The 23,873-nt window shown below is 60.3% G+C and carries 28 protein-coding genes; 8 read left to right on the top strand and 20 right to left on the bottom strand.

The annotated features are described in order from the left end of the window. Positions 1-66: 66 nt before the first annotated feature. The 4 genes from LOY35_RS06340 to LOY35_RS06325 all read right to left on the bottom strand — a co-directional run bounded on the left by LOY35_RS06340 (position 67) and on the right by LOY35_RS06325 (position 5,676). The gene (locus LOY35_RS06340; RefSeq protein WP_258631479.1) at positions 67-1,827 is read right to left on the bottom strand and encodes an L-tyrosine/L-tryptophan isonitrile synthase family protein; all 1,761 of its coding nucleotides are present in this window, start codon (positions 1,825-1,827) and stop codon (positions 67-69) included. A gap of 27 nt (positions 1,828-1,854) precedes the next feature. Continuing rightward, a complete protein-coding gene (locus tag LOY35_RS06335) occupies positions 1,855-2,538 on the bottom strand; it encodes an HAD family hydrolase (protein ID WP_258631478.1) in 684 nt (227 codons plus the stop codon). Between the two features lie 26 nt (positions 2,539-2,564). Then, on the bottom strand, positions 2,565-3,560 hold the full coding sequence (locus LOY35_RS06330) for an isocyanide synthase family protein (RefSeq protein ID WP_258631476.1): 996 nt from the start codon (positions 3,558-3,560) through the stop codon (positions 2,565-2,567). Positions 3,561-3,834: 274 nt separating this feature from the next. Beyond that, positions 3,835-5,676, bottom strand: coding sequence for a potassium transporter Kup (locus LOY35_RS06325; RefSeq protein WP_408981248.1), 1,842 nt, complete (start codon positions 5,674-5,676; stop codon positions 3,835-3,837). Positions 5,677-6,011: 335 nt separating this feature from the next. On the opposite strand from LOY35_RS06325, the gene rimO reads away from it, so the two are divergent. The 5 genes from rimO (at position 6,012) to tsaA (ending at position 10,065) form a co-directional block, all read left to right on the top strand. Next, positions 6,012-7,352 (top strand): 30S ribosomal protein S12 methylthiotransferase RimO, encoded by a 1,341-nt coding sequence (gene rimO / locus LOY35_RS06320; RefSeq protein WP_047701945.1) that lies wholly within the window; start codon positions 6,012-6,014, stop codon positions 7,350-7,352. 225 nt (positions 7,353-7,577) lie between these two features. After that, positions 7,578-8,051, top strand: a complete 474-nt coding sequence (locus LOY35_RS06315) for a GNAT family N-acetyltransferase (protein WP_258631473.1) — start codon at positions 7,578-7,580, stop codon at positions 8,049-8,051. A 75-nt stretch (positions 8,052-8,126) separates the two neighbouring features. After that, positions 8,127-8,837: an rRNA pseudouridine synthase gene (locus LOY35_RS06310; protein WP_258631471.1), complete on the top strand. Its 711-nt coding sequence runs from the start codon at positions 8,127-8,129 to the stop codon at positions 8,835-8,837. Between the two features lie 58 nt (positions 8,838-8,895). Next, positions 8,896-9,357, top strand: a complete 462-nt coding sequence (locus LOY35_RS06305) for a DUF1456 family protein (RefSeq protein ID WP_258631469.1) — start codon at positions 8,896-8,898, stop codon at positions 9,355-9,357. A gap of 9 nt (positions 9,358-9,366) precedes the next feature. Continuing rightward, positions 9,367-10,065: a tRNA (N6-threonylcarbamoyladenosine(37)-N6)-methyltransferase TrmO gene (gene tsaA, locus LOY35_RS06300; protein WP_258631468.1), complete on the top strand. Its 699-nt coding sequence runs from the start codon at positions 9,367-9,369 to the stop codon at positions 10,063-10,065. 176 nt (positions 10,066-10,241) lie between these two features. On the opposite strand, the gene fpr is transcribed toward tsaA, so the two are convergent. Next, positions 10,242-11,021: a ferredoxin-NADP reductase gene (gene fpr / locus LOY35_RS06295; protein ID WP_003184787.1), complete on the bottom strand. Its 780-nt coding sequence runs from the start codon at positions 11,019-11,021 to the stop codon at positions 10,242-10,244. 121 nt (positions 11,022-11,142) lie between these two features. Here fpr and LOY35_RS06290 point away from each other — a divergent pair, with 121 nt between their 5' ends. Then, positions 11,143-12,069, top strand: a complete 927-nt coding sequence (locus LOY35_RS06290) for a LysR family transcriptional regulator (protein WP_258631465.1) — start codon at positions 11,143-11,145, stop codon at positions 12,067-12,069. Here LOY35_RS06290 and LOY35_RS06285 read toward each other — a convergent pair whose 3' ends face one another. The 3 genes from LOY35_RS06285 to LOY35_RS06275 form a co-directional block, all read right to left on the bottom strand. After that, entirely contained in the window at positions 12,070-12,432 is a 363-nt protein-coding gene (locus LOY35_RS06285) for a diacylglycerol kinase (protein WP_041023590.1), read from the bottom strand. Between the two features lie 71 nt (positions 12,433-12,503). Next, positions 12,504-13,157 carry a response regulator transcription factor ErdR gene (erdR, locus tag LOY35_RS06280; protein ID WP_055128116.1) on the bottom strand — a complete coding sequence of 218 codons (654 nt, stop codon included), beginning with the start codon at positions 13,155-13,157 and terminating at the stop codon, positions 12,504-12,506. A gap of 173 nt (positions 13,158-13,330) precedes the next feature. After that, complete coding sequence (locus LOY35_RS06275) at positions 13,331-14,077, bottom strand: tRNA-uridine aminocarboxypropyltransferase (protein ID WP_258631462.1); 747 nt, start codon at positions 14,075-14,077, stop codon at positions 13,331-13,333. 184 nt (positions 14,078-14,261) lie between these two features. Here LOY35_RS06275 and LOY35_RS06270 point away from each other — a divergent pair, with 184 nt between their 5' ends. Beyond that, positions 14,262-14,684: a quorum-sensing-regulated virulence factor family protein gene (locus LOY35_RS06270; protein ID WP_258631460.1), complete on the top strand. Its 423-nt coding sequence runs from the start codon at positions 14,262-14,264 to the stop codon at positions 14,682-14,684. A 43-nt stretch (positions 14,685-14,727) separates the two neighbouring features. On the opposite strand, the gene LOY35_RS06265 is transcribed toward LOY35_RS06270, so the two are convergent. Further along, entirely contained in the window at positions 14,728-14,928 is a 201-nt protein-coding gene (locus LOY35_RS06265; protein ID WP_024780146.1) for a hypothetical protein, read from the bottom strand. Positions 14,929-15,163: 235 nt separating this feature from the next. Between LOY35_RS06265 and LOY35_RS06260 the strand changes: the two genes are divergently transcribed. Then, positions 15,164-16,282: a TIGR00730 family Rossman fold protein gene (locus tag LOY35_RS06260; protein ID WP_258631459.1), complete on the top strand. Its 1,119-nt coding sequence runs from the start codon at positions 15,164-15,166 to the stop codon at positions 16,280-16,282. Positions 16,283-16,332: 50 nt separating this feature from the next. On the opposite strand, the gene recX is transcribed toward LOY35_RS06260, so the two are convergent. The 11 genes from recX to LOY35_RS06205 form a co-directional block, all read right to left on the bottom strand. Further along, complete coding sequence (gene recX / locus LOY35_RS06255) at positions 16,333-16,800, bottom strand: recombination regulator RecX (RefSeq protein WP_258631458.1); 468 nt, start codon at positions 16,798-16,800, stop codon at positions 16,333-16,335. 8 nt (positions 16,801-16,808) lie between these two features. Next, the gene (recA, locus tag LOY35_RS06250; RefSeq protein ID WP_258631456.1) at positions 16,809-17,861 is read right to left on the bottom strand and encodes a recombinase RecA; all 1,053 of its coding nucleotides are present in this window, start codon (positions 17,859-17,861) and stop codon (positions 16,809-16,811) included. A gap of 83 nt (positions 17,862-17,944) precedes the next feature. After that, positions 17,945-18,445, bottom strand: a complete 501-nt coding sequence (locus tag LOY35_RS06245) for a CinA family protein (protein ID WP_258631454.1) — start codon at positions 18,443-18,445, stop codon at positions 17,945-17,947. A 71-nt stretch (positions 18,446-18,516) separates the two neighbouring features. Continuing rightward, on the bottom strand, positions 18,517-19,029 hold the full coding sequence (locus tag LOY35_RS06240; protein WP_258631453.1) for a lysis protein: 513 nt from the start codon (positions 19,027-19,029) through the stop codon (positions 18,517-18,519). Continuing rightward, on the bottom strand, positions 19,026-19,451 hold the full coding sequence (locus tag LOY35_RS06235) for a cell wall hydrolase (protein ID WP_258631452.1): 426 nt from the start codon (positions 19,449-19,451) through the stop codon (positions 19,026-19,028). Before LOY35_RS06235 ends, LOY35_RS06240 begins: the two co-directional genes overlap by 4 nt. Before the next feature lie 87 nt (positions 19,452-19,538). Then, the gene (locus LOY35_RS06230; protein WP_258631449.1) at positions 19,539-19,979 is read right to left on the bottom strand and encodes a DUF4376 domain-containing protein; all 441 of its coding nucleotides are present in this window, start codon (positions 19,977-19,979) and stop codon (positions 19,539-19,541) included. Between the two features lie 11 nt (positions 19,980-19,990). Then, complete coding sequence (locus LOY35_RS06225; protein WP_258631447.1) at positions 19,991-21,229, bottom strand: hypothetical protein; 1,239 nt, start codon at positions 21,227-21,229, stop codon at positions 19,991-19,993. A gap of 11 nt (positions 21,230-21,240) precedes the next feature. Further along, positions 21,241-21,840: a YmfQ family protein gene (locus LOY35_RS06220; RefSeq protein ID WP_258631445.1), complete on the bottom strand. Its 600-nt coding sequence runs from the start codon at positions 21,838-21,840 to the stop codon at positions 21,241-21,243. Beyond that, positions 21,828-22,868, bottom strand: a complete 1,041-nt coding sequence (locus tag LOY35_RS06215; protein ID WP_258631443.1) for a baseplate J/gp47 family protein — start codon at positions 22,866-22,868, stop codon at positions 21,828-21,830. Before LOY35_RS06215 ends, LOY35_RS06220 begins: the two co-directional genes overlap by 13 nt. Continuing rightward, on the bottom strand, positions 22,858-23,256 hold the full coding sequence (locus tag LOY35_RS06210) for a phage GP46 family protein (RefSeq protein WP_258633486.1): 399 nt from the start codon (positions 23,254-23,256) through the stop codon (positions 22,858-22,860). Before LOY35_RS06210 ends, LOY35_RS06215 begins: the two co-directional genes overlap by 11 nt. Continuing rightward, entirely contained in the window at positions 23,256-23,765 is a 510-nt protein-coding gene (locus LOY35_RS06205; RefSeq protein WP_258631442.1) for a phage baseplate assembly protein V, read from the bottom strand. Before LOY35_RS06205 ends, LOY35_RS06210 begins: the two co-directional genes overlap by 1 nt. Between the last annotated feature and the right edge of the window lie 108 nt (positions 23,766-23,873).

Here is a 23,873-nt window from a genome sequence, read left to right as displayed (position 1 = left end):
GGGCTTTTTGTTGTGACAGTGCCGCCGTCTTCGCGAGCAGGCTCGCTCCCACAGACGAGGCTGGCCTTAGTAGACCTGCACCCGCCACAGCTCCCGCGAAGCAGACCCCGCCGACATCGGCAACCGACCGTGCAGCGTTCGGTAGTTGTCGATCAGCACCAGATCGCCTTCGCTCCATGGATGGGCAATCAGGCACTCCGGGTCGTAGACCAGGCTGTTGACCTGATCCAGCAGTGCCTGTTGAGCCGCTTCGTCATGATCCTGCACAGCCTGGCTGAGGGTCTGCAGCGTCGAATCGGTGCCTTCCTGGTAGCGCAGGATGAGTTCGCCACTACGGGGGTGACGATCCACCAGGCTGTACATGCGCGGCGAACCGCCGAAGTAGGTCATCTTGGTGTAGTAGGTGATGTTCACCGCCTGCCATTGCCGAGCGACTTGCAAGCCGACCTTGCGCAGCACGTTCCGGCTGTCGACGACGGTGGTCTGGCCTTCGCCCGGTAGCGGCGCCGTCTTGCAATACAACATGAACTTGCTGGCGCAGAATTTCGGGTTGCGCTGCACCTGGGCATCGCTGTCGGGCAGCATGTTCAAGTCCCAGTGCAAAGGCGTTTTTTCCAACGAATGCACCACGCCTTGGGGTTTGTCCGCCGGCTTGACCACGTGTACCGCGCCGAAGGCCCATTCGTACAACGTGCCGAAACGTTCGCAACTGCGGGCGAAACTGTCCTGGTCCTCAAAATGACAGCCCTTGAGGCAAACGAAGCCGAAGATCTCCACCAATGATTCCAACAACCTCGTGGACAGTCGCTCGAAACCCAACCCCAACGGATCCCGCACCACCAGGCCAAAGAGCGGGAGCTTTTGCAGCTCGTACTCGAAGCCTTGTACCTGGGGACCTTCTGTCTGGTGGTAAAGCCACGGCCGCCCCTGCCAGGTGACCAGCACGTGCTGCTCAAGGTCGACCTGGGCCCGCGCGCGCAGGCTCTGGCTCCCATCGAGGTTGCACACAGGCACGGCGTGCCAGGGACTGTCGACGCGGCTCAGCCCTTCGGCCAGCCCGACGGTAAACTTGGGCCCGGCATTGCTGTACTGGTGAACCGACAGTCGAATGTCATCGGGGAAGAAGCGATCCACCGCCGCATTCAAGGCCTGTCCGCGCAGCATCATCTGGTAGGCCTTGTAGTTGATCTGCTGCAGATATTCGTCGTCGCTCTGCCCTTCCTCGCGACAAAGGCGCAGGTCGTTGTAGAGATGACTGCAGAGATTGTCATGGGTCCGACCGAGGCCTTCATCATGCCGGCTCTGCTCGATCAGGTCCCCCAGGTTTTTCCAGGGCAACCGGGCCTGCTTGACCAGGCTGGCGCGTACCGCCTCGGCACTTTGTGCCTGCGGGAACAGGTCTTCCATGCTGACCCACTCGATCGTGTGAGTCATACACAGTTCACGCAGCGCCCGGTTATAGGCCGCACGAACATCGTCGCTCACCCCGACGATGTCATTGAAAGTCGTACCATCGCTGAGGATCGATACCACGCACCCAGGCTCATGCAACGCGGCAATCGCCTGGCCCATCTGGTCGAGGCGCTCGATAGCCATGAACTCGCCATAGTCCGGCAGCACGCCGAAGGTCTGGTCGATGGCATTGGGTGATTTGCAGGGAAAGCCCGGCAGGATCAGGCGCACGGGACGGCGCTGATCGAAGCATCGCCCTAGCTGGAGTGCCAGCTGGTCCCGGCCCTGTGTTTCGAAACGATCATCCGTACCCTTGAACAGGTAACCGGCCAGCAAATCGCTGGCGGCCGTGATCCAGGCTTCTCTATGTTCCATGGAACAGCTTCCTTGAGAGTGGGTGTATCAACAGGATTTGACGGTATCGCCACGCTCGGTGAATGCCTGCGCGGCGCCACCGTGTTGCTTGAGGATGTGTAACAGCCCGGCCGGCTGTTCACAGTAGAAATCCGAGGCCTGCCCAGTGCACGTAGCGCCATAGCCCCAGGCGACCAGTGCCGAGGGCATACCCGCGGCATGGGCGGTCTGCAGGTCGATCTCCGTATCGCCAACGAACAGGCAGTGGCGAGGATCGACCGACAGGCGTCGGGCCGCTTCCCACGCCACGTCCGGCTGGGGTTTGAGGGACCGGCCTGCGCGGTGCCCCAGGACCGCCTTGAAGATCGTGCGCGCAAGCAGCGCATCAGCGACCTGGCAGGCCATGGCCTCGGCTTTGTTGGTGACGATCGCCAGGGGCAACCGCAGTTCTCGGCAGCCTTCGAGCATTGCCAATACACCGCTGAAGGGCTTGGAAAACTGCACCAGATGATCCTGGTACACCCTGACATAACGCCGGTGCAACATGGCCGCATCGGCGATACCAAACCGGTTCGCCACCGCCTCGATCATCGCCGTGGTGCCGCCACCGATAAAGTCCCGCACCGTTTCCGCGGTCAGCGCCAGACAACCGTGTTCCAGCAATACCTGATTCAGGCTCCAGGTGATGTCCGGCAAGGTGTCCACCAAGGTACCGTCCAGGTCGAAGAGCACGGCCTCGATCCGCAACCGAGACGCCCTCATTGGGCACTGGCGTAGTGACAAGGACGCCCCTTGCGAAAGACCAGTCGATGGAAGCGCTCGTCGACATTGCTGCGTTTTTCGAGGGTGACCACACCCCGTCGCTTGATTGCCACCGAATGCCAGGGCGTACGCCACAGGTCACTGGTCGGTACGAGGCGGATACCGATTTTCGTCGACACCGCCAGTTGTGGGTGGATCGACAAGCGCAGGCAATCCGGATAGCGCGCCTGCAGCAACGCGCTCCAGGCTTCACTGCGCTGGATCACCCGCTGCGAGGCCGGCTTGGCGATCTTCTTTACCGCGTTGAGGCTCATGCCGGCGAATGCCTCAATCCCTGAATAATCCTCGGACAGGAAGCGATGGATGCCGCAGTACATCAACATCATGTGCGGGTCATCCTTGAAGCGCTGCTGCAACAGGATCAATGACTGACCGTGCTCGATCATCATTTCTTCGCGCATGGCGTCCAGGCAGTTGAGCTGGGGATAGGCATCTCTGAGGTCGAAATGGGCGAACATACCGCCGTAGTGCTGCTCGGCGTAATCCTGGATCGCGTCGGTGTAGGCCTTGACGTCCGCATCGGGAACACGCACCAGGTCGGCAAACACATAACCATCGGAGCAGATGTGGATCAACGCACCGGGCGCGTAGATCGCCTGGATCTCCGCACACAGGCGATGGAGCTCGTCGATGGCATGGTATTCAGCCAGGTCAGGCAAGTGACTCAGGGTCTTCTTGCGGCTGGGGGATTTTCCTGGAAAGGCCGGCAGGACCATTTCAACTTTGCGACCGCTCTGGACCGCCCGCATGACTTTCGCCAGATGGGGCTCCAGCACTTGGAAAGAAAGCTCGTCGCTTTCACCGGGGGCGAGGCTGCGACGGCGAAACAGACATTCGAGAATCTGTTGGGCAATGTTCCGAGGCGAGACGGGCTGATGCTCGTGCACGCGCTGACCGCCCACCTGTTGAGCAACGGTAGTTGAACCCTGCATAGACAATCCCTTGTTTGATGGTGACGGTAGCCAGAATCCTTGGCCACCGGCAGATACTCCTTGATCTGCGAGCCGGTAAAAAATCCTACAGAAAGCAAACACTTGTCAAATTTTCCGAAACACCACAGGACAATGCTGTCACGGAATACCGGGACAAATGCGGCAAGAAGCCCCCGCTGCCGCAAGGCAACGGGGGCTTTTTGATTGACCGCTCCCTCGTTCGGCCAGGAACGTTCTACGCGCCAAGGCACTGAACGCAGATCATCGGTGGACGCTACATCTCGACCTGCGTCCCCAACTCGATCACCCGGTTCACCGGCAGATTGAAGAAGCGCAGGTTGCCGTTGGCATTCTTCAGCAGGAAGGCGAACAACAATTCACGCCAGCGGGCCATGCCTTCGAGCTTGGAAGCGATGACCGTCTCGCGGCTGAGGAAGTACGTCGTGCGCATCGGGCTGAAGTCCAGGTCATCCAAATGACAGAGCTTGAGTGCCTGGGGCACATCCGGCTCGTCGGTAAAGCCGAAATGCAGAATGACCCGGAAGAAGCCTTCGCCATAGGAATCGACCTCGAAGCGCCGCTGCGGCGGAACCCGCGGGATGTCTTCGTACACCACCGTCAACAGGACCACTTGCTCGTGCAGCACCTGATTGTGCAACAGGTTGTGCAACAGCGCGTGAGGCACGGCGTCGGAGCGCGCGGTCAGGAACACGGCAGTGCCCTGCACGCGATGAGGTGGCTGCACGCGGATGCTGCTGATAAAGACCGGCAGCGGCAAGGCGCCTTCATCTAGACGCTCCACCAGCAATTGCTTGCCGCGCTTCCAGGTGGTCATCAATACGAACAAGGCGATACCGGCGATGACCGGGAATGCGCCGCCCTGGATGATCTTCGGCACGTTGGCGGCGAAGTACAGGCCGTCCACCAGGAGGAAACCGAGCAGCACCGGCACCGCCAGCAGCGGCGGCCATTTCCACAACAGCAGCATCACGGCCGACACCAGGATAGTGGTCATCAGCATGGTCCCGGTCACCGCCACGCCATAGGCCGAAGCCAGCGCACCGGAGGATTCGAACCCCAGCACCAGCAGCACCACGCCGACCATCAGCGACCAGTTCACCGCGCCAATGTAGATCTGGCCCTGCTCGGCGCTGGAGGTGTGCTGGATGTACATGCGCGGTATATAGCCCAGTTGGATCGCCTGGCGCGTCAGGGAAAAAGCGCCGGAAATCACCGCTTGCGAAGCGATCACCGTCGCCAGGGTCGACAGACCCACCAGCGGGATCAGCGCCCAGCTTGGTGCCAGCAGATAGAACGGGTTGCGCGCCGCTTCCGGGTCGCCCAACAGCAACGCTCCCTGACCGAAATAATTGAGCACCAGCGCCGGCAACACCAGGATGAACCAGGCACGGGCGATGGGTTTGCGGCCGAAGTGGCCCATGTCGGCGTACAGCGCTTCGGCGCCGGTCAGCGCCAGCACCACGGCGCCGAGGATCGCCACGCCCATGCCCGGATGAACCACAAAGAAGCGCACCGCCCAAGCCGGGTTCACCGCTTGCAGCACTTCCGGATGCTGGCTGATGCCATAGACACCAAGGGCGCCAAGTACCAGGAACCAGGTGACCATGATCGGGCCGAACAGGATGCCGATCCGTGCAGTACCGTGGCGCTGGATCAGAAACAGCGCCACCAGGACCACCAGCGACAACGGCACCACCCAGTGGTCGATACCCTCGAACGCCAGGCCCAGGCCTTCGATCGCCGAAAGCACGGAAATCGCCGGGGTGATCATGCTGTCGCCGTAGAACAGCGCAGCGCCGATCAGGCCGCAGATCACCAGAAACGTCCGCAATCGCGCCCGTCCCGCCGCTGCCCGTCGCGCCAGAGCGGTGAGTGCCATGATCCCGCCTTCGCCCTGGTTGTCGGCACGCAGGACGAACATCATGTACTTGATCGACACGACCCAGATCAACGACCAGAAGATCAGCGACAGGATCCCCAGCACGCCGTCATGGCTGACCGGTACGCCATAACCGCCGGTAAACACTTCCTTAAGGGTATATAACGGGCTCGTGCCGATGTCGCCATAAACCACCCCGACCGCCGCGACCAGCATGCTCAGCGACTTCGTTGCCGAACGCTCGGCGCCCGCCGCCTGACTACTTGCATGACCCATCCAGCACTCCTGATTCCAGACCCGTCTTCTTGTTCAACGAAGCCTTATGCCCCGTTACGCAGCATGCGCTGTTTTACATGTAGTTACAGATGTTTAGTTGACTGTAATGACCGGTAAAGCGCAAAGGCGCGAAGCATAGCGCAGCACTCGTCGCTTTTCCCTGTATAAAGCTGGTCAAGTGCCTCGCCCATCGCTAGAATTGCGCACTTTTTGATCAGAGGCGCGTCAGGCGCCCTGTCTCGGCAAGAGACGATCCCCCTACACCGAGGTTAGACATGTCCACCACTACTACGCCAGCCAATCCCAAGGTCGGCTTCGTATCCCTGGGTTGCCCGAAGGCTCTGGTCGACTCCGAGCGCATCCTGACCCAGTTGCGCATGGAAGGGTATGACGTCGTGTCCACGTACCAGGACGCCGACGTGGTAGTGGTCAATACCTGTGGCTTCATCGACTCGGCCAAGGCCGAATCCCTTGAAGTGATCGGCGAAGCCATCAAGGAAAACGGCAAGGTCATCGTTACCGGCTGCATGGGCGTGGAAGAAGGCAACATCCGCGACGTGCACCCAAGCGTGCTGGCCGTGACCGGTCCGCAGCAGTACGAGCAGGTGGTCAATGCCGTGCACGACGTGGTGCCGCCGAAACAGGACCACAACCCGCTGATCGACCTGGTGCCGCCGCAAGGCATCAAGCTGACCCCTCGGCACTACGCTTACCTGAAGATTTCCGAAGGCTGCAACCACAGCTGCAGCTTCTGCATCATCCCGTCGATGCGCGGCAAGCTGGTGAGTCGCCCGGTGGGCGATGTGCTCGACGAAGCCCAGCGCCTGGTCAAGGCCGGTGTCAAGGAACTGCTGGTGATCTCCCAGGACACCAGCGCCTACGGCGTCGACGTGAAATACCGCACCGGCTTCTGGAACGGCGCGCCGGTGAAGACCCGCATGACCGAACTGTGCGAAGCCCTCAGCACCCTCGGCGTCTGGGTCCGCCTGCATTACGTCTACCCGTACCCACATGTGGATGAGCTGATCCCGCTGATGGCCGCTGGCAAGATCCTGCCGTACCTGGACATCCCGTTCCAGCACGCCAGCCCGAAAGTCCTCAAGGCCATGAAACGCCCAGCGTTCGAAGACAAGACCCTGGCGCGAATCAAGAACTGGCGGGAAATCTGCCCGGACCTGATCATCCGCTCGACCTTCATCGTCGGCTTCCCCGGCGAAACCGAAGAAGATTTCCAGTACCTGCTGGACTGGCTGACCGAAGCCCAGCTCGACCGCGTCGGCTGCTTCCAGTATTCGCCGGTCGATGGCGCACCCGCCAACGACCTGGACCTGGACGTGGTGCCGGACGACGTCAAGCAGGACCGTTGGGAGCGCTTCATGGCGCACCAGCAGGCCATCAGCTCGGCGCGCCTGCAAATGCGCATCGGCCGTGAAATCGAAGTGCTGGTGGATGAAGTGGACGAGCAAGGCGCCGTCGGCCGCTGCTTCTTCGACGCCCCGGAAATCGATGGCAACGTCTTCATCGACAACGGCAGCAACCTCAAGCCCGGCGACAAGGTCTGGTGCAAGGTGACCGATGCCGACGAGTATGACTTGTGGGCTGAACAGATCAACTGATCGAGCCACTGCAATACCTTGTGGGAGCGGGCTTGCTCGCGAAGGCGGAGTATCAGTTAACAGTAATTTCGACTGACACACCGCCTTCGCGAGCAAGCCCGCTCCCACAGGTTTTTCGAAACCCGGTAAAAATTGACAAGCCCCGCCCTTGCGACAAGATGCGGGGCTTTTTTACGGCTATCGTATGGATAAACACAGGACATCCAGCACAAGGAACAGGCGGGCATGCGCCAGCATTCGGTCATCCACACACCGAAACCCAGCGATTACCAGGAACTGACCCAGGTCTGGGAGGCTTCGGTACGGGCTACCCATGATTTTCTGCCGGACAGCTACATCGAGCTGCTGAAGAACCTGGTGCTCACCCGTTACCTGGATGCGGTGATGCTGATCTGTACCCGGGACACCCACCAGCGCATCACCGGTTTCGCCGGCGTCGCGGCCGGCAAGGTCGAGATGCTGTTCATCGATCCGCACTATCGCGGCCAGGGCCTGGGCAAGCAATTGCTGCGCTATGCCATGGACCATTTGAATGCCTATCAGCTGGATGTCAACGAACAGAACCCGCAAGCCCTGGGCTTCTATCTCAAGCAAGGCTTCGAAGTGGTCGGCCGTTCGGCACGGGACGGCATGAATCAGCCCTACCCGTTGCTGCACATGCGCTACGGGCAGCCCGACCTGAAGGCCCGACGCGGGTAGACGAGACAAATGGACACGCGATTAACCGGCGCCAGGCAGGTACAATGTCCCCCCTCTTTTTGTTACGGCCCTGTCATGACTGACCCGATCCGCCTCTCCAAACGCCTCATCGAACTTGTCGGCTGTTCCCGTCGGGAGGCTGAGCTGTTCATCGAGGGTGGCTGGGTCACCGTGGACGGTGAAGTCATCGACGAGCCGCAGTTCAAGGTCGGCGACCAGCGTGTCGAGCTTGACCCCGAGGCCAAGGCCACCGCGCCGGAGCCGGTGACGATTCTGCTGAACGTGCCGGCCGGCATGGATACCGACACGGCGATGGCCACCCTCAAACCAGAGACACTGAGCGAAGAACACCGCTTCGGCAAGCGCCCGCTCAAGGGGCATTTCCTGCGCCTGACCGCCAGCGCCGACCTGCAGGCCAACGCCAGCGGGCTGCTGGTGTTCACCCAGGACTGGAAGATCCTGCGCAAGCTCACCGCCGACGCCGCCAAGATCGAGCAGGAATATGTGGTGGAAGTCGAAGGCGAGATGGTCGCCCATGGCCTGAATCGCCTGAACCATGGCCTGACCTACAAGGGCAAGGAATTGCCGGCGGTCAAGGCCAGTTGGCAGAACGAGAACCGCCTGCGCTTCGCCATGAAAAACCCGCAACCGGGCATCCTGGCCCTGCTCTGCCAGGCCGTTGGCCTCAAGGTAGTCGCCATTCGCCGTATCCGCATCGGCGGCGTGTCCATTGGCAAGGTCCCGCCGGGACAGTGGCGCTACTTGTCCGCCAAAGAGAAATTCTAATTTTTTCGGCGCCGCAGCCGGCTGGGGCGCCCATTGCCGATTGATCAGGATTGCACACATGATTCACAACGACGTACTGCGCAGCGTGCGCTACATGCTCGACATCAGCGACAAGAAAGTCATCGAGATCATCAAGCTGGGCGGCCTGGAAGTGTCTCTCGCGGACCTGGCGGGCTATCTCAAGAAAGACGAAGAAGAAGGCTTTGTGTTCTGCCCTGACGAGGTCATGGCGCACTTTCTCGATGGCCTGGTGATCTTCAAGCGTGGCAAGGACGAAAGTCGCCCGCCACAGCCCATCGAAGTACCGGTGACCAACAACATCATCCTCAAGAAGCTGAGGGTGGCCTTCGAGCTGAAGGAGGACGATCTGCATGCGATCCTCAAGGCCGCCGAGTTCCCGGTGTCCAAGCCGGAGCTGAGCGCCCTGTTTCGCAAGTTCGGCCACACCAACTACCGTCCGTGTGGCGACCAGTTGCTGCGTAACTTCCTCAAGGGGCTGACGCTGCGCGTTCGCGGCTGACTCCGACCCATGACCTACACGGTGTCCCCCATCGGCTTCGTCCGCTCCTGCTTCAAGGAGAAGTTCGCCATCCCCCGCCAACCGCAGCTGGCCCCGGCCGCACGGGGCGTGCTGGAGCTGGTGGCGCCGTTCGACCAGGGCGATGCGGTGCAGGGCCTGGAGCAGGTCAGTCACGTCTGGCTGTTGTTCCTGTTTCACCAGGCCCTGGAAGACAAGCCGCGCTTGAAGGTGCGCCCGCCGCGCCTGGGCGGCAACAAGTCCATGGGGGTGTTTGCCACCCGCGCCACCCATCGCCCCAATGGCATCGGCCAGTCCGTGGTCAAGCTGGAACGGGTCGAAACCGGTCGGTTGTGGATCTCGGGCATCGACCTGCTGGACGGCACGCCAGTGCTGGACATCAAGCCCTACGTGCCCTACGCCGACATCATCGGCTCAGCCACCAACGATATCGCCAGCGCGGCGCCTGGGCTTATTCCAGTGCAGTGGACGGACTCGGCGCTGCTCCAGGCACGAGATCACGCCATGCGCCTGGAAGAGCCCTTGGTGGAGCTGATCGAACAGTGCCTGGCTCAAGACCCACGCCCGGCGTACCAGACGCCTACAGCAGCACGGGAATATGGCGCGCAGTTCTGGGATCTGGATGTCCGTTGGCATTACCCGCAACCGGGATTGATCCGGGTGCTGGAAGTCGTTGCCGTCCGACCCTGACCGCCGGAAACGAAAAAGCCCGCGTGGCCTTCATCAGGCAACGCGGGCTTTTTCATGGAGTTGGGATCGTGCCCACGCTCTGCGTGGGCATGCCGCAACGGACGCTCTGCGTTCGGCTCTTTGGGACGCGAAGCGTCCCTGGCTGCGTTCCCACGCAGAGCGTGGGAACGATCCGCTTACTTCTCTACGAACGCCCGCTCGATCAGGTAGTCACCCGGCTCGCGCATACGCGGAGAAACGGTCAGGCCGAAGCTGTTGAGCACTTCGCTGGTTTCATCCAGCATGCTCGGGCTGCCGCACAGCATGGCGCGGTCGTCCTGCGGGTTGATCGGCGGCAGGCCGATGTCGCGGAACAACTTGCCGCTGCGCATCAGGTCGGTCAGGCGACCTTCGTTCTCGAACGGCTCGCGGGTCACGGTCGGGTAGTAGATCAGCTTGTCGCGCAGCGCTTCACCAAAGAATTCGTTCTGCGGCAGGTGCTCGGTGATGAATTCGCGGTAGGCGACTTCATTGACGTAACGCACGCCGTGGCACAGGATCACTTTTTCGAAACGCTCGTAGGTTTCCGGATCCTGGATGACGCTCATGAACGGCGCCAGGCCAGTACCGGTGCTGAGCAGGTACAGGTGTTTGCCAGGCTTGAGGTCGTCCAGCACCAGGGTGCCGGTAGGTTTCTTGCTGATGATGATCTCGTCGCCTTCCTTCAGATGCTGCAACTGGGAAGTCAGCGGGCCATCAGGCACCTTGATGCTGAAGAACTCGAGATGCTCTTCCCAGTTCGGGCTGGCGATCGAGTAGGCACGCATGAGCGGGCGGCCATTGGGCTGTTGCAGGCCGATCATCACGAACTGACCGTTCTCGAAGCGCAGGCCCGGATCGCGGGTGCACTTGAAGCTGAACAGAGTGTCGTTCCAGTGATGAACACTGAGGACACGCTCGTGGTTCATGTTGCTCATGTACGTGGGACTCCTGGGAATGATGCCTGCGTCGTGATATGCGCATTTGCAGCGCATTCTAATGGCAGCGACAATATCTGTTAACTGAATTATTAAGATAAGGGTTATCGGTTATATCGATATGCGATTTACTCTACGTCAACTCCAGGTCTTCGTCGCCGTTGCCCAGCAAGAGAGCGTTTCCCGTGCCGCGGGCCAGCTCAATCTGTCGCAATCGGCCGCCAGCACTTCCATTACCGAACTGGAGCGACAATCCAGCTGCCAGTTATTCGACCGCGCCGGCAAGCGCCTGAGCCTCAATGCCTTGGGTAAACAGCTGTTGCCCCAGGCGGTGGCGCTGCTGGACCAGTCCAAGGAGATCGAAGATCTGCTCAACGGCAAGTCCGGCTTCGGCTCACTGGCGGTCGGCGCGACCCTGACCATCGGTAATTACCTGGCGACCCTGCTGATCGGCGGATTCATGCAGCGCCATCCGGAAAGCCAGGTGAAGCTGCATGTGCAGAACACTGCCAATATCGTGCACCAGGTCGCCCACTATGAAATTGATCTGGGTCTAATCGAAGGCGATTGCAGCCACCCGGACATCGAGGTACAGAGCTGGGTAGAGGACGAACTGGTGGTGTTCTGCGCCCCCCAGCACCCGCTGGCCAAACGCGGTCAGGCGACCATGGAGGAGTTGACCCATGAGGCATGGATCCTGCGGGAACAGGGTTCCGGCACCCGTCTGACGTTCGACCAAGCCATGCGCCACCATCGCAGCGCGCTGAACATCCGCCTGGAGCTGGAACACACCGAAGCTATCAAGCGCGCCGTGGAGTCCGGTCTGGGGATTGGCTGCATCTCACGCCTGGCGTTGCGCGATGCTTTCCGGCGCGGCAGCCTGGTGCCGGTGGAAACGCCAGACATGGACCTGGCGCGGCAATTCTATTTCATCTGGCACAAGCAGAAGTACCAGACCTCGGCGATGCGCGAATTCCTCGAACTGTGTCGGGCATTCACCGCCGGGGCACAGCGCAGCGACGAAATCGTGCTGCCGACCATTGCCTGATCAGAGAAGGACCAGGCCCCACACCAGGGCAATCATGGTCAAAGCGACCAGCTGGGCGGCACTGCCCATGTCCTTGGCGTTTTTCGACAAGGGGTGCAGCTCCAGGGAAATGCGGTCGATGGCCGCCTCCACCGCCGAGTTCAGCAACTCCACGATCAATGCCAGCAGGCAGACCGCAATCAGCAGCGCCTGCTCGACACGGCTGACGTTCAGGAAGAACGACAGCGGAATGAGGATGACATTGAGCAACACCAATTGACGGAATGCCGCTTCACCGGTGAAGGCGGCGCGCAGGCCGTCCAGAGAGTAGCCGGAAGCATTCAGGATGCGTTTCAGGCCGGTTTGGCCTTTAAAAGGAGACATAGGATGAGCAACTGATTGAAAGAAGTGGGAAAGCTAATTCAACCCTGGTCAAAAAAGCGTGAATAAAGACGTTATGACTGAGGTGAAATTGACTCAAGTTGTTGCAGCAACAGGGCCGCCTGGGTCCGGGTCCGCACGTTCAGTTTACGAAAGATTGCCGTCACGTGGGCCTTGATGGTGGCCTCCGACACGTTCAATTCATAAGCGATCTGTTTGTTCAACAGGCCTTCGCAGACCATGGTCAATACTCGGAACTGCTGCGGCGTGAGACTGGCCAAACCTTCGCTGGCCGCCTTGGCCTCCTCGGACACGCTCACCGCTTCGAACGCCTGGGGCGGCCAGGCGGCGTCACCATCCAGGACTTTTCTCACGGCCTGCTGAATCATCTCCAGGGAACTCGACTTGGGTATGAACCCACTGGCACCGAACTCCCGGGCCTTGACCATCACAGAGGCCTCTTCCTGGGCGGACACCATCACCACCGGAATCTGCGGATACTGCCCCCGCAACAGCACCAGCCCGGAAAAACCGTACGCGCCAGGCATGTTCAGGTCCAGCAGGACCAGATCCCAGTCGGCCTTTTCGGTCAACCGGGTCTCCAGTTCCGCAATACTGGCCACCTCCGTCAGCCGGACAGCCGGGCCAAGGCCCAGGGTCACTGCCTGATGCAACGCGCTGCGAAAGAGCGGATGGTCATCGGCGATCAGGATTTCGTATGTGGCCATTTTTCAAATGATCCTGTTTTTATGGGAGACCCGATGCAATCGCGCCTCGCCAAAACAACTCAAGACACCGCGCAGCGTTTCGAACGTCGGCCGCTCCCTGGTCGGCGCCAAGCATGCCCAGCGAAGCCGGGGTGGTCAAGCAGCACGGCCATCACTGTCCTGAGTATGGGCCACTATTGTGTCGATATCGCTTGGGGCACGCGGATGAAGGGCTGCAACTCGGCGTGAGCCGGTGTCGACACATCCATCTCCTGCTGCCGCTTGGCGCCCAGGTAATGTTGGCTGAACACGTCGAAATAAGCATCCAGGGCCGACGCGGCGTCGTTGTCCCCGGCCAGTTCAAGACACAGCGCCGCCACTTCGGCGGTGCACAAATGTTCACTGCGGGTCGAACGGCGCAAACGGTAGCGCGACAGTTTGTCGGGCTGCAGGCTGAGGATCGGCAAGCGGTCGAAATACGGACTCTTGCGGAAGATCTTGCGCGCCTCCGTCCAGGTTGCATCCAGCAGAATGAACAGTGGTCGCCTGGAATGATCGAGGTCCACCGTCTGGGTAACGCGCGATGGCTCGACATATTCACCGGGAAATACCAGGTAGGGTTGCCATTGCGGGTCGTTCAGCAGCGCCAGCAATTGCGGGTCCACTTCGGTGCGCGACCAGATGAAGGCATGATTGTCACGCACCACATCGGCGATCAGCCAACCGGTGTTGCTCGGCTTGAACACTTCCTTGTTGGTCATGATCAGGCAGACCCCGGAACGGGTTTCGACACTCGGACGCCAGGCGCACAGGCAGTGGCTTTCGATCACCCGGCAGGCGTTGCATCGGGGTGCGCGCCAGCCACGGGCCTGTAGCGGCTTGATGCCCTCATCGACGCGCTGGTCGCGCAGACGGGCTACGGCGTTAGGGGCATGGTTCATCGCGGGCAACGCCTACGGACAAAAGAACTCGACACGAACAACACTCGGCAGGGCAATAAAGGCCGGCAGTCTACCAGAGCGCGCAAACCTGTACCGTCCACCCGGCCTCCCCTATAATTTGCCGCCACTGAACGCACAGTCATGTGACCGGTCGAAATAGCCGTCACTGAACCAGGAGAGTTTCATGCTGCGCCTTATCGTCCCTACCGTTGCCGTTCTGCTGGCTACGTCCTTCAGCGCCCAGGCTGCCTCGCTGAAAGAACTCGAACTGAACAAGATGCTGCAGAACGTCGCCGCGCAAAGCAGCGTCGGCACCCCGCGGGCAATCAGCGAAGACATTCTTGATCAAGGCTATACCGTCGAAGGCACCGAGTTGATCAACCACCTCAGTGTGCAAAGCAGCCATGCCCAGCAAATGCGCGCTGACCCCAAGGCTGTGTATTTCCAGTTGGGTGCCAAAGTCTGCACCAACCCGGGGTTTCGCAAACTGATGGCCAAGGGCGCAACGATGCGTTACGAGTTCACCGAGGTTAAGACCAATCGCCCGGTCGCCACCGAACGCTTCCAGGAATCGGATTGCCCGAAACCGGCCAAGACCAAGAAATAGTCAACCCAAGCCAGTGGCTTGTCCGATCAATCCGCCTCATGGATTAGCCACACAGGCCACTGTCGCGCCGCTGCTCATCGTCGGCGCGCAGTTCCGCCACCAGTGCCTGTAAATAGCGCGAGCGCCAAGCCCGGCCTTCCAGACGGCGACAACATTCTTCCTCGAGACTGACCCGATTGGCCTGAGCCGCTTCCAACAGCGCCAGATACAACTGCCTGTCGAGTTCCAGAGTTACCCTGGTCATCTTTCCCGCCTCCTTGCCCGATCTACTTCAATCCATCGCGTGGCCCAGCCGTGGGCATCGAATTGCATGGCACGCCTGTTATCAGTAAATCAGAGCGGCACGTACCCGGCCGGTATTCTGACGAGCGGTGGGGTCGTTCACTGCTTGTTGCCAACTGTCACTTTCGAGGGCCATGATCAGGGCAGCGAAAATCAACGCGAGGGTCTAGGATTCAGAAGTAAGAAGGAGTAGCTGAATGCCTTATAAACCGAATGACCAGCTCAGTCGTCATTTTGAAAGCCATGGCCACGACCTCACCCGCAAGGTCGAAGAGCAACTCAACCTGGTATCGCCCGACAGCCCGAACCTTCCCATCTACCGCGACATGATCCTGACCGTGCTGCGCATGGCCCAGGAAGACCACAACCGCTGGAACGCCAAGATCACCCTGCAGGCACTGCGAGAGCTGGAACATGCGTTTCGCACGCTGGAACAGTTCAAGGGCCGGCGCAAGGTCACCGTCTTCGGCTCGGCCCGAACACCCATCGAACACCCTCTGTACGGCTTGGCTCGTGAACTGGGAGCGGCGCTGGCCCGTTCGGACATGATGGTCATCACCGGTGCCGGCGGTGGCATCATGGCCGCCGCCCATGAAGGCGCGGGCCGGGAGCACAGCCTGGGATTCAACATCACCCTGCCTTTCGAGCAACATGCAAACCCGACGGTCGAGGGCACGCCGAACCTGCTGCCGTTCCACTTTTTCTTCACGCGCAAACTGTTCTTCGTCAAGGAGGCCGACGCCCTGGTGCTCTGCCCGGGCGGCTTCGGCACCCTTGATGAAGCCCTGGAAGTCCTGACACTGGTGCAGACGGGGAAAAGTCCCCTGGTGCCGGTGGTGTTGCTGGATGCGCCAGGAGGCAAGTTCTGGCAAAGCGCCCTGGACTTCATCCGCGAACAACTGGAAGAAAACCGCTACATCCTGCCCACCGACATGAAACTGATGCGGCTGGTGCACAGCGCCGAAGACGCCGTGGAGGAAATCAACCAGTTTTACCGCAACTTCCACTCCAGCCGCTGGCTCAAGCATCAGTTCGTGATCCGCATGAACCATAAGCTCAACGAACAGGCCATGGCCCGGATACAGATCGAGTTCGCCGACCTGTGTCTGAATGACTGTTTTTATCAGCAAGGCTACAGTGGCGAAGAGCAGGACGAGGCCCGATTCAGTCATTTGACGCGACTGGCGTTCAATTTCAACGCCCGCAACCAGGGGCGATTAAGAGAACTGGTGGACTACATCAACCTGCCGGAAAACTGGGCCATGCCCTCCACCGAGGTGCACCCTCTGACATGGGAACCCATCAAGGTAACCTGAACCCATAAAAAAACGGCCCGCTATCGAAATAGCGGGCCGTTTTATTCAATTCAATCATCCAGGCCACGACCGCTGAACAAGCGGTTGATCATTTCCATGGAATAGCCTCTATACGCCAGGAAACGTCCTTGCTTGGCTCGTTCTCGCGCATCGATGGGTAAATGCCCGGAGAACTTTCGACGCCAGGTATCCGTTAACTGGTCCTGCCAATCGATACCACTTTCACGCAAGGCCTGTTCGATATCCGGACGTTGCAAACCACGCTGGCCCAGCTCCTCACGAATTCGCAACGGACCGTAGCCGGAGCGGGCGCGATAAGAAACAAAACTCTCGAGGTAGCGGCTTTCCGATAACAGGCCCTCTTCCGTCAATCGGTCGAGAGCCGTTTCGATCAAGTCATCCGGAGCACCGCGCTGACGCAACTTTCGCGTCAGCTCGACCCGACCATGCTCGCGTCTGGCGAGCAGGTCCATCGCGGTTCGCCGCACCGCGACGAGGGTATCAAGTACGGCGGTCATCGAATCGATCAAATATCAACGTCAGCCATGTCGTCAGCGGTTTCGCGGTTGGCCAATGCCTTGACGTCGGCAACCGGGCTCAGCAGCTTGTCACGCAGTTGCTTCTCGAGCGCTGCGGCAACGTCCGGGTTGTCCGCCAGGAACTTGGCCGAGTTGGCCTTGCCCTGACCGATCTTGGTGCCGTTGTAGGCATACCAGGCGCCGGACTTCTCGACGAAACCGTGCAACACACCCAGGTCGATCATCTCGCCATTGAGGTAGATGCCCTTGCCATAAAGGATCTGGAACTCGGCCTGACGGAACGGCGAAGCGACCTTGTTCTTCACGACCTTGACGCGGGTTTCGCTGCCGACCACCTCGTCGCCTTCCTTCACCGCGCCGGTACGACGGATGTCCAGGCGAACCGAGGCGTAGAACTTCAGCGCGTTACCGCCGGTGGTGGTTTCCGGGCTGCCGAACATCACGCCGATCTTCATGCGGATCTGGTTGATGAAGATCACCAGGCAGTTGGCGTTCTTGATGTTACCGGTGATCTTGCGCAGGGCCTGGGACATCAGGCGAGCCTGGAGGCCCACGTGCATGTCGCCCATTTCACCTTCGATTTCCGCCTTGGGAACCAACGCCGCCACGGAGTCGACGATGATCACGTCAACCGCGTTGGAGCGCACCAGCATGTCGGTGATTTCCAGGGCCTGCTCGCCGGTGTCCGGCTGGGAAACCAGCAGGTCGTCGACGTTGACGCCCAACTTGCCGGCGTACTCAGGGTCCAGGGCGTGTTCGGCGTCGACGAAGGCGCAGGTCGCACCGGCTTTCTGGGCCTGGGCGATCACGGACAGGGTCAGTGTGGTTTTACCGGAGGATTCAGGACCGTAGATCTCGACGATACGACCTTTTGGCAAGCCGCCGATGCCGAGCGCGATGTCCAGGCCCAGGGAGCCGGTGGAGATGGAAGGAATAGCCTGACGGTCCTGATCGCCCATACGCATTACGGCACCCTTGCCGAATTGACGTTCGATCTGACCCAAGGCCGCAGCCAAGGCTTTCTTCTTGTTGTCGTCCATTAAAGTCCTCACGTAATCAATAAGGCCTGGCGGCCAACACCTGTATAAGTAGCCAGTATTATTCCACAGGGATTCAGGATCGCCTACCCCTGATTTGAGATTTCTACGGCGGCATGTTGCAGCAGCCCCTCTAGCGCGGCCTTCACCGTCTGTCGGCGGACCTCATCGCGGTTGCCGGGAAAGAATCGCTGCTCGCTGAAGACCCTCTCGCCGACGCCCCAGGCAAGCCACACAGTGCCCACCGGCTTGTTCGGCGAACCACCGTCCGGCCCGGCCACGCCGCTGACCGCCACGGCAAACCGCGCCAGACTTTTCTGCTGGCCCCCTCGCGCCATGGCCTCGACCACCTCGCGACTGACCGCCCCGACCCGCTCGAACAGCTCGTCGGGCACATTCAGTTGCTGGGTTTTCTGGCGATTGGAATAGGTCACGTAGCCCGCCTCGAACCAGGCCGAGCTCCCCGGAATCCGAGTGATCGCCTCGGCAATCCCGCCACCGGTGCAGGATTCGGCCGTGGTCACATGGGCATTGAGCAATTGCAGGCGCCTGCCCAGCTCAGCCGCCAGTTCGGTGATGTCATCCATGAGGCTCTCCTGATTCGACGCAATTGGAGCCTACCGTACACGAGCATTCGCCGCTTGCAAGGCTCGGCGGACTATTGACCCAACGCCTTGACGTAGGCCTGGCAGGCGTGCAAGGCGATCAATCCACGGTCGCCGTCGTCGGTGATGGCGATAATTCGTTGAGCATGCGCCGGGTCAAGTCGGGCACGTGGGGTGCCATGATCCAGGCTGCCGGTGCCGGTGGCGGCAGGCAGCGTGTGGTCACCAGTTGCGTTTTCGGCAAGGAGGACTGACAACCGCAGATCAGAAGTGGCAAGGCGATCGCGCAGACGCGCTTGATCTTTCTGTGCATGGATCATTACCTGATAGTGTGTTTGCTCATTGATCGACAACCTGTTTTCCAGGGCCATGCGCTTGCCCTGCTCCGCCTGGGCCTGGGCGGCAGCCGCTCTACCGATATCGGCCAGCTCCGACTGATGCAAGCGATCCTGTTCGGCCAGCAACTTTCCATAGCGCCAGTCCTGAACCTTCCATGTGGATCCGGCAACCAGCAGCAGGAACATCAACACGCCAACAACGACCAGCTTCCACGAGATCGGATTCATGGAACGTCCTTGAAGAACAGATGATTGCCCAGGCGCAGAGTCTGCATGGCCTTTGCGGCCCAGGCGGGCGGCTTCAACATCGTGATTGCGTAGTAGTGGGTGGCTCCACGGGTGATATCAGGACCGGTGCTTGAGATCACCCGATCCGCCACCCGCAAGGCCTGGGCGAATTGTTCGGGCGGAATCGGCTTTGCACCGCTCACAAACGGATAGTTAGGATCATTCTTGTTCCAACAACTGAATTGGTATGGCTTCAGGCAAACACCAACATACCCCTCTCCCCACCATGACTTGGCCTTGCCATCTTCCACACGATTGCGGATGCTCCAGGCCACCGCGATCTGACCGGCGACGCCCTCACCGCGAGCTTCGCCCCAAAGCGTAAGTGCGAGAACTTCGCGATCCGTGTCAAAAGCCGTCATTGTTTTCTCCAGGCATAAAAGAACCCGACCGGGTCGGGTTGTCTGTGTACTGCTGGGTGTCGCCTATTTGCTTCGTACAAAAAACGATCACATAGGCCAACCCTCTCTTAACATCGCCTCAGTAAATGAGCCATTACTCAATGCAGCTAGAAGCACAGCTTCCCGGCTGTAACACGCCTGCACGTAGTTACAGACGCCATCCGACAAAGCAAGAATTGCGCTAGACGTCAACGCTACGAATGAACCATCGGACAACTTCCAATCGACTGTATAGTCTGCATTGCGGTTGGCTTGTAACGCCGCACTAGTCAACTTGTTCTGCGTTGTCCGGTCCGTAGAAACACTCAATCCGTTAACGACGGTGCCTGCAACTTCATGATCAAAGCGGGTGCTGGCGATCAGCGCGGTCAAATCAGCCAAGAGGACCGGTATATCATTCTCGTCAACCCATTCTTCAGCGTAGCCAGGCTGAGCATTAGCAAAGCGACATGTAATCTCACCGGCATCATTTCTTTGAACGTAAGGCATTTTTATCTCTCTTAAAGTTCTGTATAGCCCAAAGTAGATACTGCGTAGTAAGCCGTGCCACCGCTCGACGCCATAGTCCACTGCAAAATCACTGACGCGCTAATGTCCGTCAGACACTCAAACGGGAACGCCAAGTAGTCAACATCTGATGTATTACCACCAATGCCCACCTGCCACCCCGGGATTGCCCCGGTAACAAATGCCATTGCCACAGCGCTGGAATCTGTCGGTCTCATGTAAGTGAATCCGCCGATACCGCTCATAGCGACATGAGTCATTACCTTGACTCTAACGCCTGGAGGAACAGACAGCGCCAACGTGGCAGATCCCGAACTACCGCCGGATGCTGCTGAGGTAGAACCGACAACGTCCTTAATCGGTGTTGAGAAATAAAACTGACGCCCAACGTTTATGAAGGGAATGATATTCCCCGTGCTGTCCGTCTTGACGGAGCCGATACGCCGCGATCCGGTGTACCCGGCAGGCAGGGTCGGAGTGGTAGCACTCAGCGAAAACAGTAGCTCGGCTACTCCGTCAGCGACTTTTCGAATCAGAAACAAGTGATACCAGCTGCTCGCAGCGCGAATGCCTATGTCGAGCTTCTGGTTGCCGGAACCCGCTGCCCAGGCTCCGGAAGCGAGAAGACCGGCAGCCAGGTTGGTAGAAAGAACAATATCGAAAAGGTCATCAGAAGACTTTGCGGCACCTGGATTTACATTGATAACGGTTGCTGGAGCGCCAGGGCTATTCCACATGCGCAAACCGGAGAAATATCCAATCGGCAAAAATACAGACAATCGCTGCGCCAGCTTTTTGGGACTGACTATTGTTGTATCATCAACGCCTCCATTGACCACCAACTGAGTACCAATTGCCGCCATGCCGGAACGGGACTCCGTGGCCGTACGAGACGCGAGTGCTGCTGGTGTGACCGCACGCAAGGCATCCGTTCCGGACTGAGTTTCTGCGTTCGTAGCCAACTCAACAAGCCCCTTCTGCGTGACTGAAGCATCAGGCGGCGACGCGGGAATCGCATTGGTGATTTTCGTGTTGATTGCTGCAAGAAGCTGAGCGTTGTTACTTTCGCTCGGCGTCTGTCCACCGGAAGTAATGACATTCAACACCTCTTCTGTAACAGCATTCCCCCACTGAGCCGGAATCAAAGATCCCGGCGTCCCCGTTACCGGGTTTTCATCTACAAACTTCCCATTCACCAGTCCGGCACTGGGAACGCTTTTTGGATAATCCATCCATCTACTCCTTAGTCATAATTGATATGCACCTGCGTATGCGCCGGTGCATTGCGATGAATCAGGCACTCCAACGCCGACCCTGGGTTAACGCCAAAGCGCTCTCCCCAGTAGCTGGCGCCAAAACGACGACCGAGAGACAGGCGCCCCCCGGTGTTGAGAATCCACATGAACTGCGCTTGCCATGTACCGAAATGCGCCTCTCCGAAACGTGCGCGGCCCATGCGAGGCGCCTTGAGCTCGGTAACGGTGGCGTTGGGATAACCCTGACTCCTGGCGATTTCCACGTAATAAGCGATGGCCTGGTTGCCCACCGCCAACAACCGCCGACGCACCGCCAACCTCCGGTCGTCATACAGCGGCGTGGCTCCCAGACACGGATCCGGCAGGTTCATCACCCGCTCCCAATCCGGCACCAGTTCGCTCACCCCCGCCGGATCCATTTCATGCAGCAGGTCAGCGGCACGGGCATCAAGACGCGCCAGTTCTTCGGCGATATCTCCCAGCACTTGCTCCAGTTCAGGCACCCGCTCCCGGTCCCATGCGGGACCGCTGGGCAACAGGCTGCGCAGTTGGGCCAGGTATTCCCCGGCTGTTCTTATTCCAGCCATACGCAGCCTCCGAAAGTCAGCAGCTGATTGCTCGCCGCAATCACATCGGCAACAGGTGCGATGAGCGTGTGATCGGTCTCGCCGGTGGCGCTGCTGATGGCTTCGGCGATGTGAGTCAACAGCAGGGTTTCGCCGAGGCCGGCTTCGCGGTTGTGCAGGTCGCGCAGTTGGGCTTCGACGGCAGCGCGCACGGCGCTGGTGTCGGGAGTGATGCGCAACCTGTAGGTCACCGGAACCTGCACCGGCGCCAGCACGTGCACCTCGGCGGTGACCGGGCGCAGGGGCTCGATGTAGGCCCGGACCTCCTCCAGTTGCTCGGCATTGGGAATCGGCTGCGGATCGTCGTCACGCATGATGAACAGGCCGACGGTGCCGGGTCCCAGATAGCTGCCGCGGCACCAGGCGCGGGTGATGCCGGGGCATTCCAGGGCCCAGGTTTCATAATCCTGGGCCGAGCCGCCATGGGGGATGATGCGGTAGGAGCGGATCACCCTGGCCCGCAGGGATTCGAGGCTTTCCCGGGCGACGCCGCCGGTCAGCCCCGGCGCCAGCACGGTGAAGCTGCTGGAGATGCCGAGGACGGGTTGCACCGGCGTCAGCACCAGGCCGGCATCGGCATTGCCCAGGCTGCCGGCCTCCAGCGCGGCGATGGTGGTGGTGTTGAGGCCATTGCCGGTGGTGCGGGCGCTGGTCACTTTGTAGGCGCGGCCGTCGGCGGATTGCAGCAGCGTGTCGACATCCAGCACCGCACCGGCGGTCGCGGTGAAACTGACGCTGCCGCTGGCCGCCTGAGCGGCTTTGCGCGCCTGGTTCAGCCGCAGGGCGGCGATGCGCTCCAGGGTGGACTCGTCGGCCTTGTCCGGCAGGATCTGCTCGGCGATCCAGTCCAGGTAACCGTACAGGCCATAGGCTGCGCCACCGAGGGTACGGGCCAACACTTGGGCATCGGACTGGCGCAGCGAGTCGCTGGCCAGGTCGCTTTGGGTGCGTTTGATCAGCACCGGCAGCGAAGGGGTTTCAAACGGCATAGGTCACCTGCCAACTGTTATCGGGATTGATGTCCAGGCGCTGGCCGTCAGCCAGGGTCAGGACCGTGCGCAGGTTCAGGCGCTGGGCATCGAGGCGTTCACTGATGATGTCGATGACGCTGCAATGACCATCATCGATCAGCCATTGCAGGGCTTCGCGGGCATAGAACTCGGCGTCGAGCTGGGTCTGGCGGGTCAGCTTGACCCGGCGCAGCAACCACAGCCGCGAGCCGATGCGGTCATCGGCGACTGTAGGAAAGGTGTCGCCCCACCAGCCGAAACGCTCCTCGTCATCGACGGCGTCGTCGTCAGCGGCGCGTCGCCAGGTAAACAGGCTGATCAGCACCGAGCGGGTCAACGCGGCATGCAGGTTCTGGCTGATAAACATCATTGGCCTCCCGCCGGCGCGCCGGTCTGGCCGCTGCCGGTCTGTACGCCGACATGCACATGCTTGATCTGGCTGATGCCGCCGGCGATCTGGTCGCCTTGGGAAACGATCTTGCCGGTGTGGTTGATGACGGGGCTGTCGATGTTCACCGCGTTGCTGGCGCGGATGTTCAGGGTGGCGGTGTCGATGTCGATGACACGGCTGCGCTTGAAATGGATCCTGTCGCCCTCGTCGGTGTAGATCGCCACCTCGCCGGGGGCCAGGGCCTTGAGGCGAAAGCGGCGGTCAGCGACCACCAGCACCACGGCGTGGGAACGGTCGCCGCCCAGGAAAGTGGCGATGCCCTCGGCGCCGGCCAGTGGGTTGCTGGTGAAGCCGTAGGGTTCGAAGTGCTCCATGTCGTCGTTCACTTCGCCAGCGGTGAGGCGCATCTGCAGCGATTGCAGCTTGGAAGCCGAATTGGCGAGCACGACAGTGCCGCGCGCCAGGAGGCGGGTCAGTAGGCTCATTGGGGTTCCTTCGGAAATCGGGTTGGGGGCGGGCTGGGTGTCAGTCGAGGTTGGCGGTGCTGGGCCGCCGTCATCGCGAGCAGGCTCGCTCCCACAGGGGATGTGTGG

This window comes from Pseudomonas sp. B21-028 (assembly GCF_024749045.1).
Classification (GTDB): Bacteria; Pseudomonadota; Gammaproteobacteria; order Pseudomonadales; family Pseudomonadaceae; genus Aquipseudomonas.
Note: the sequence above shows the minus strand (reverse complement) of the source record. Positions and strands in the feature narration are given on the sequence as shown.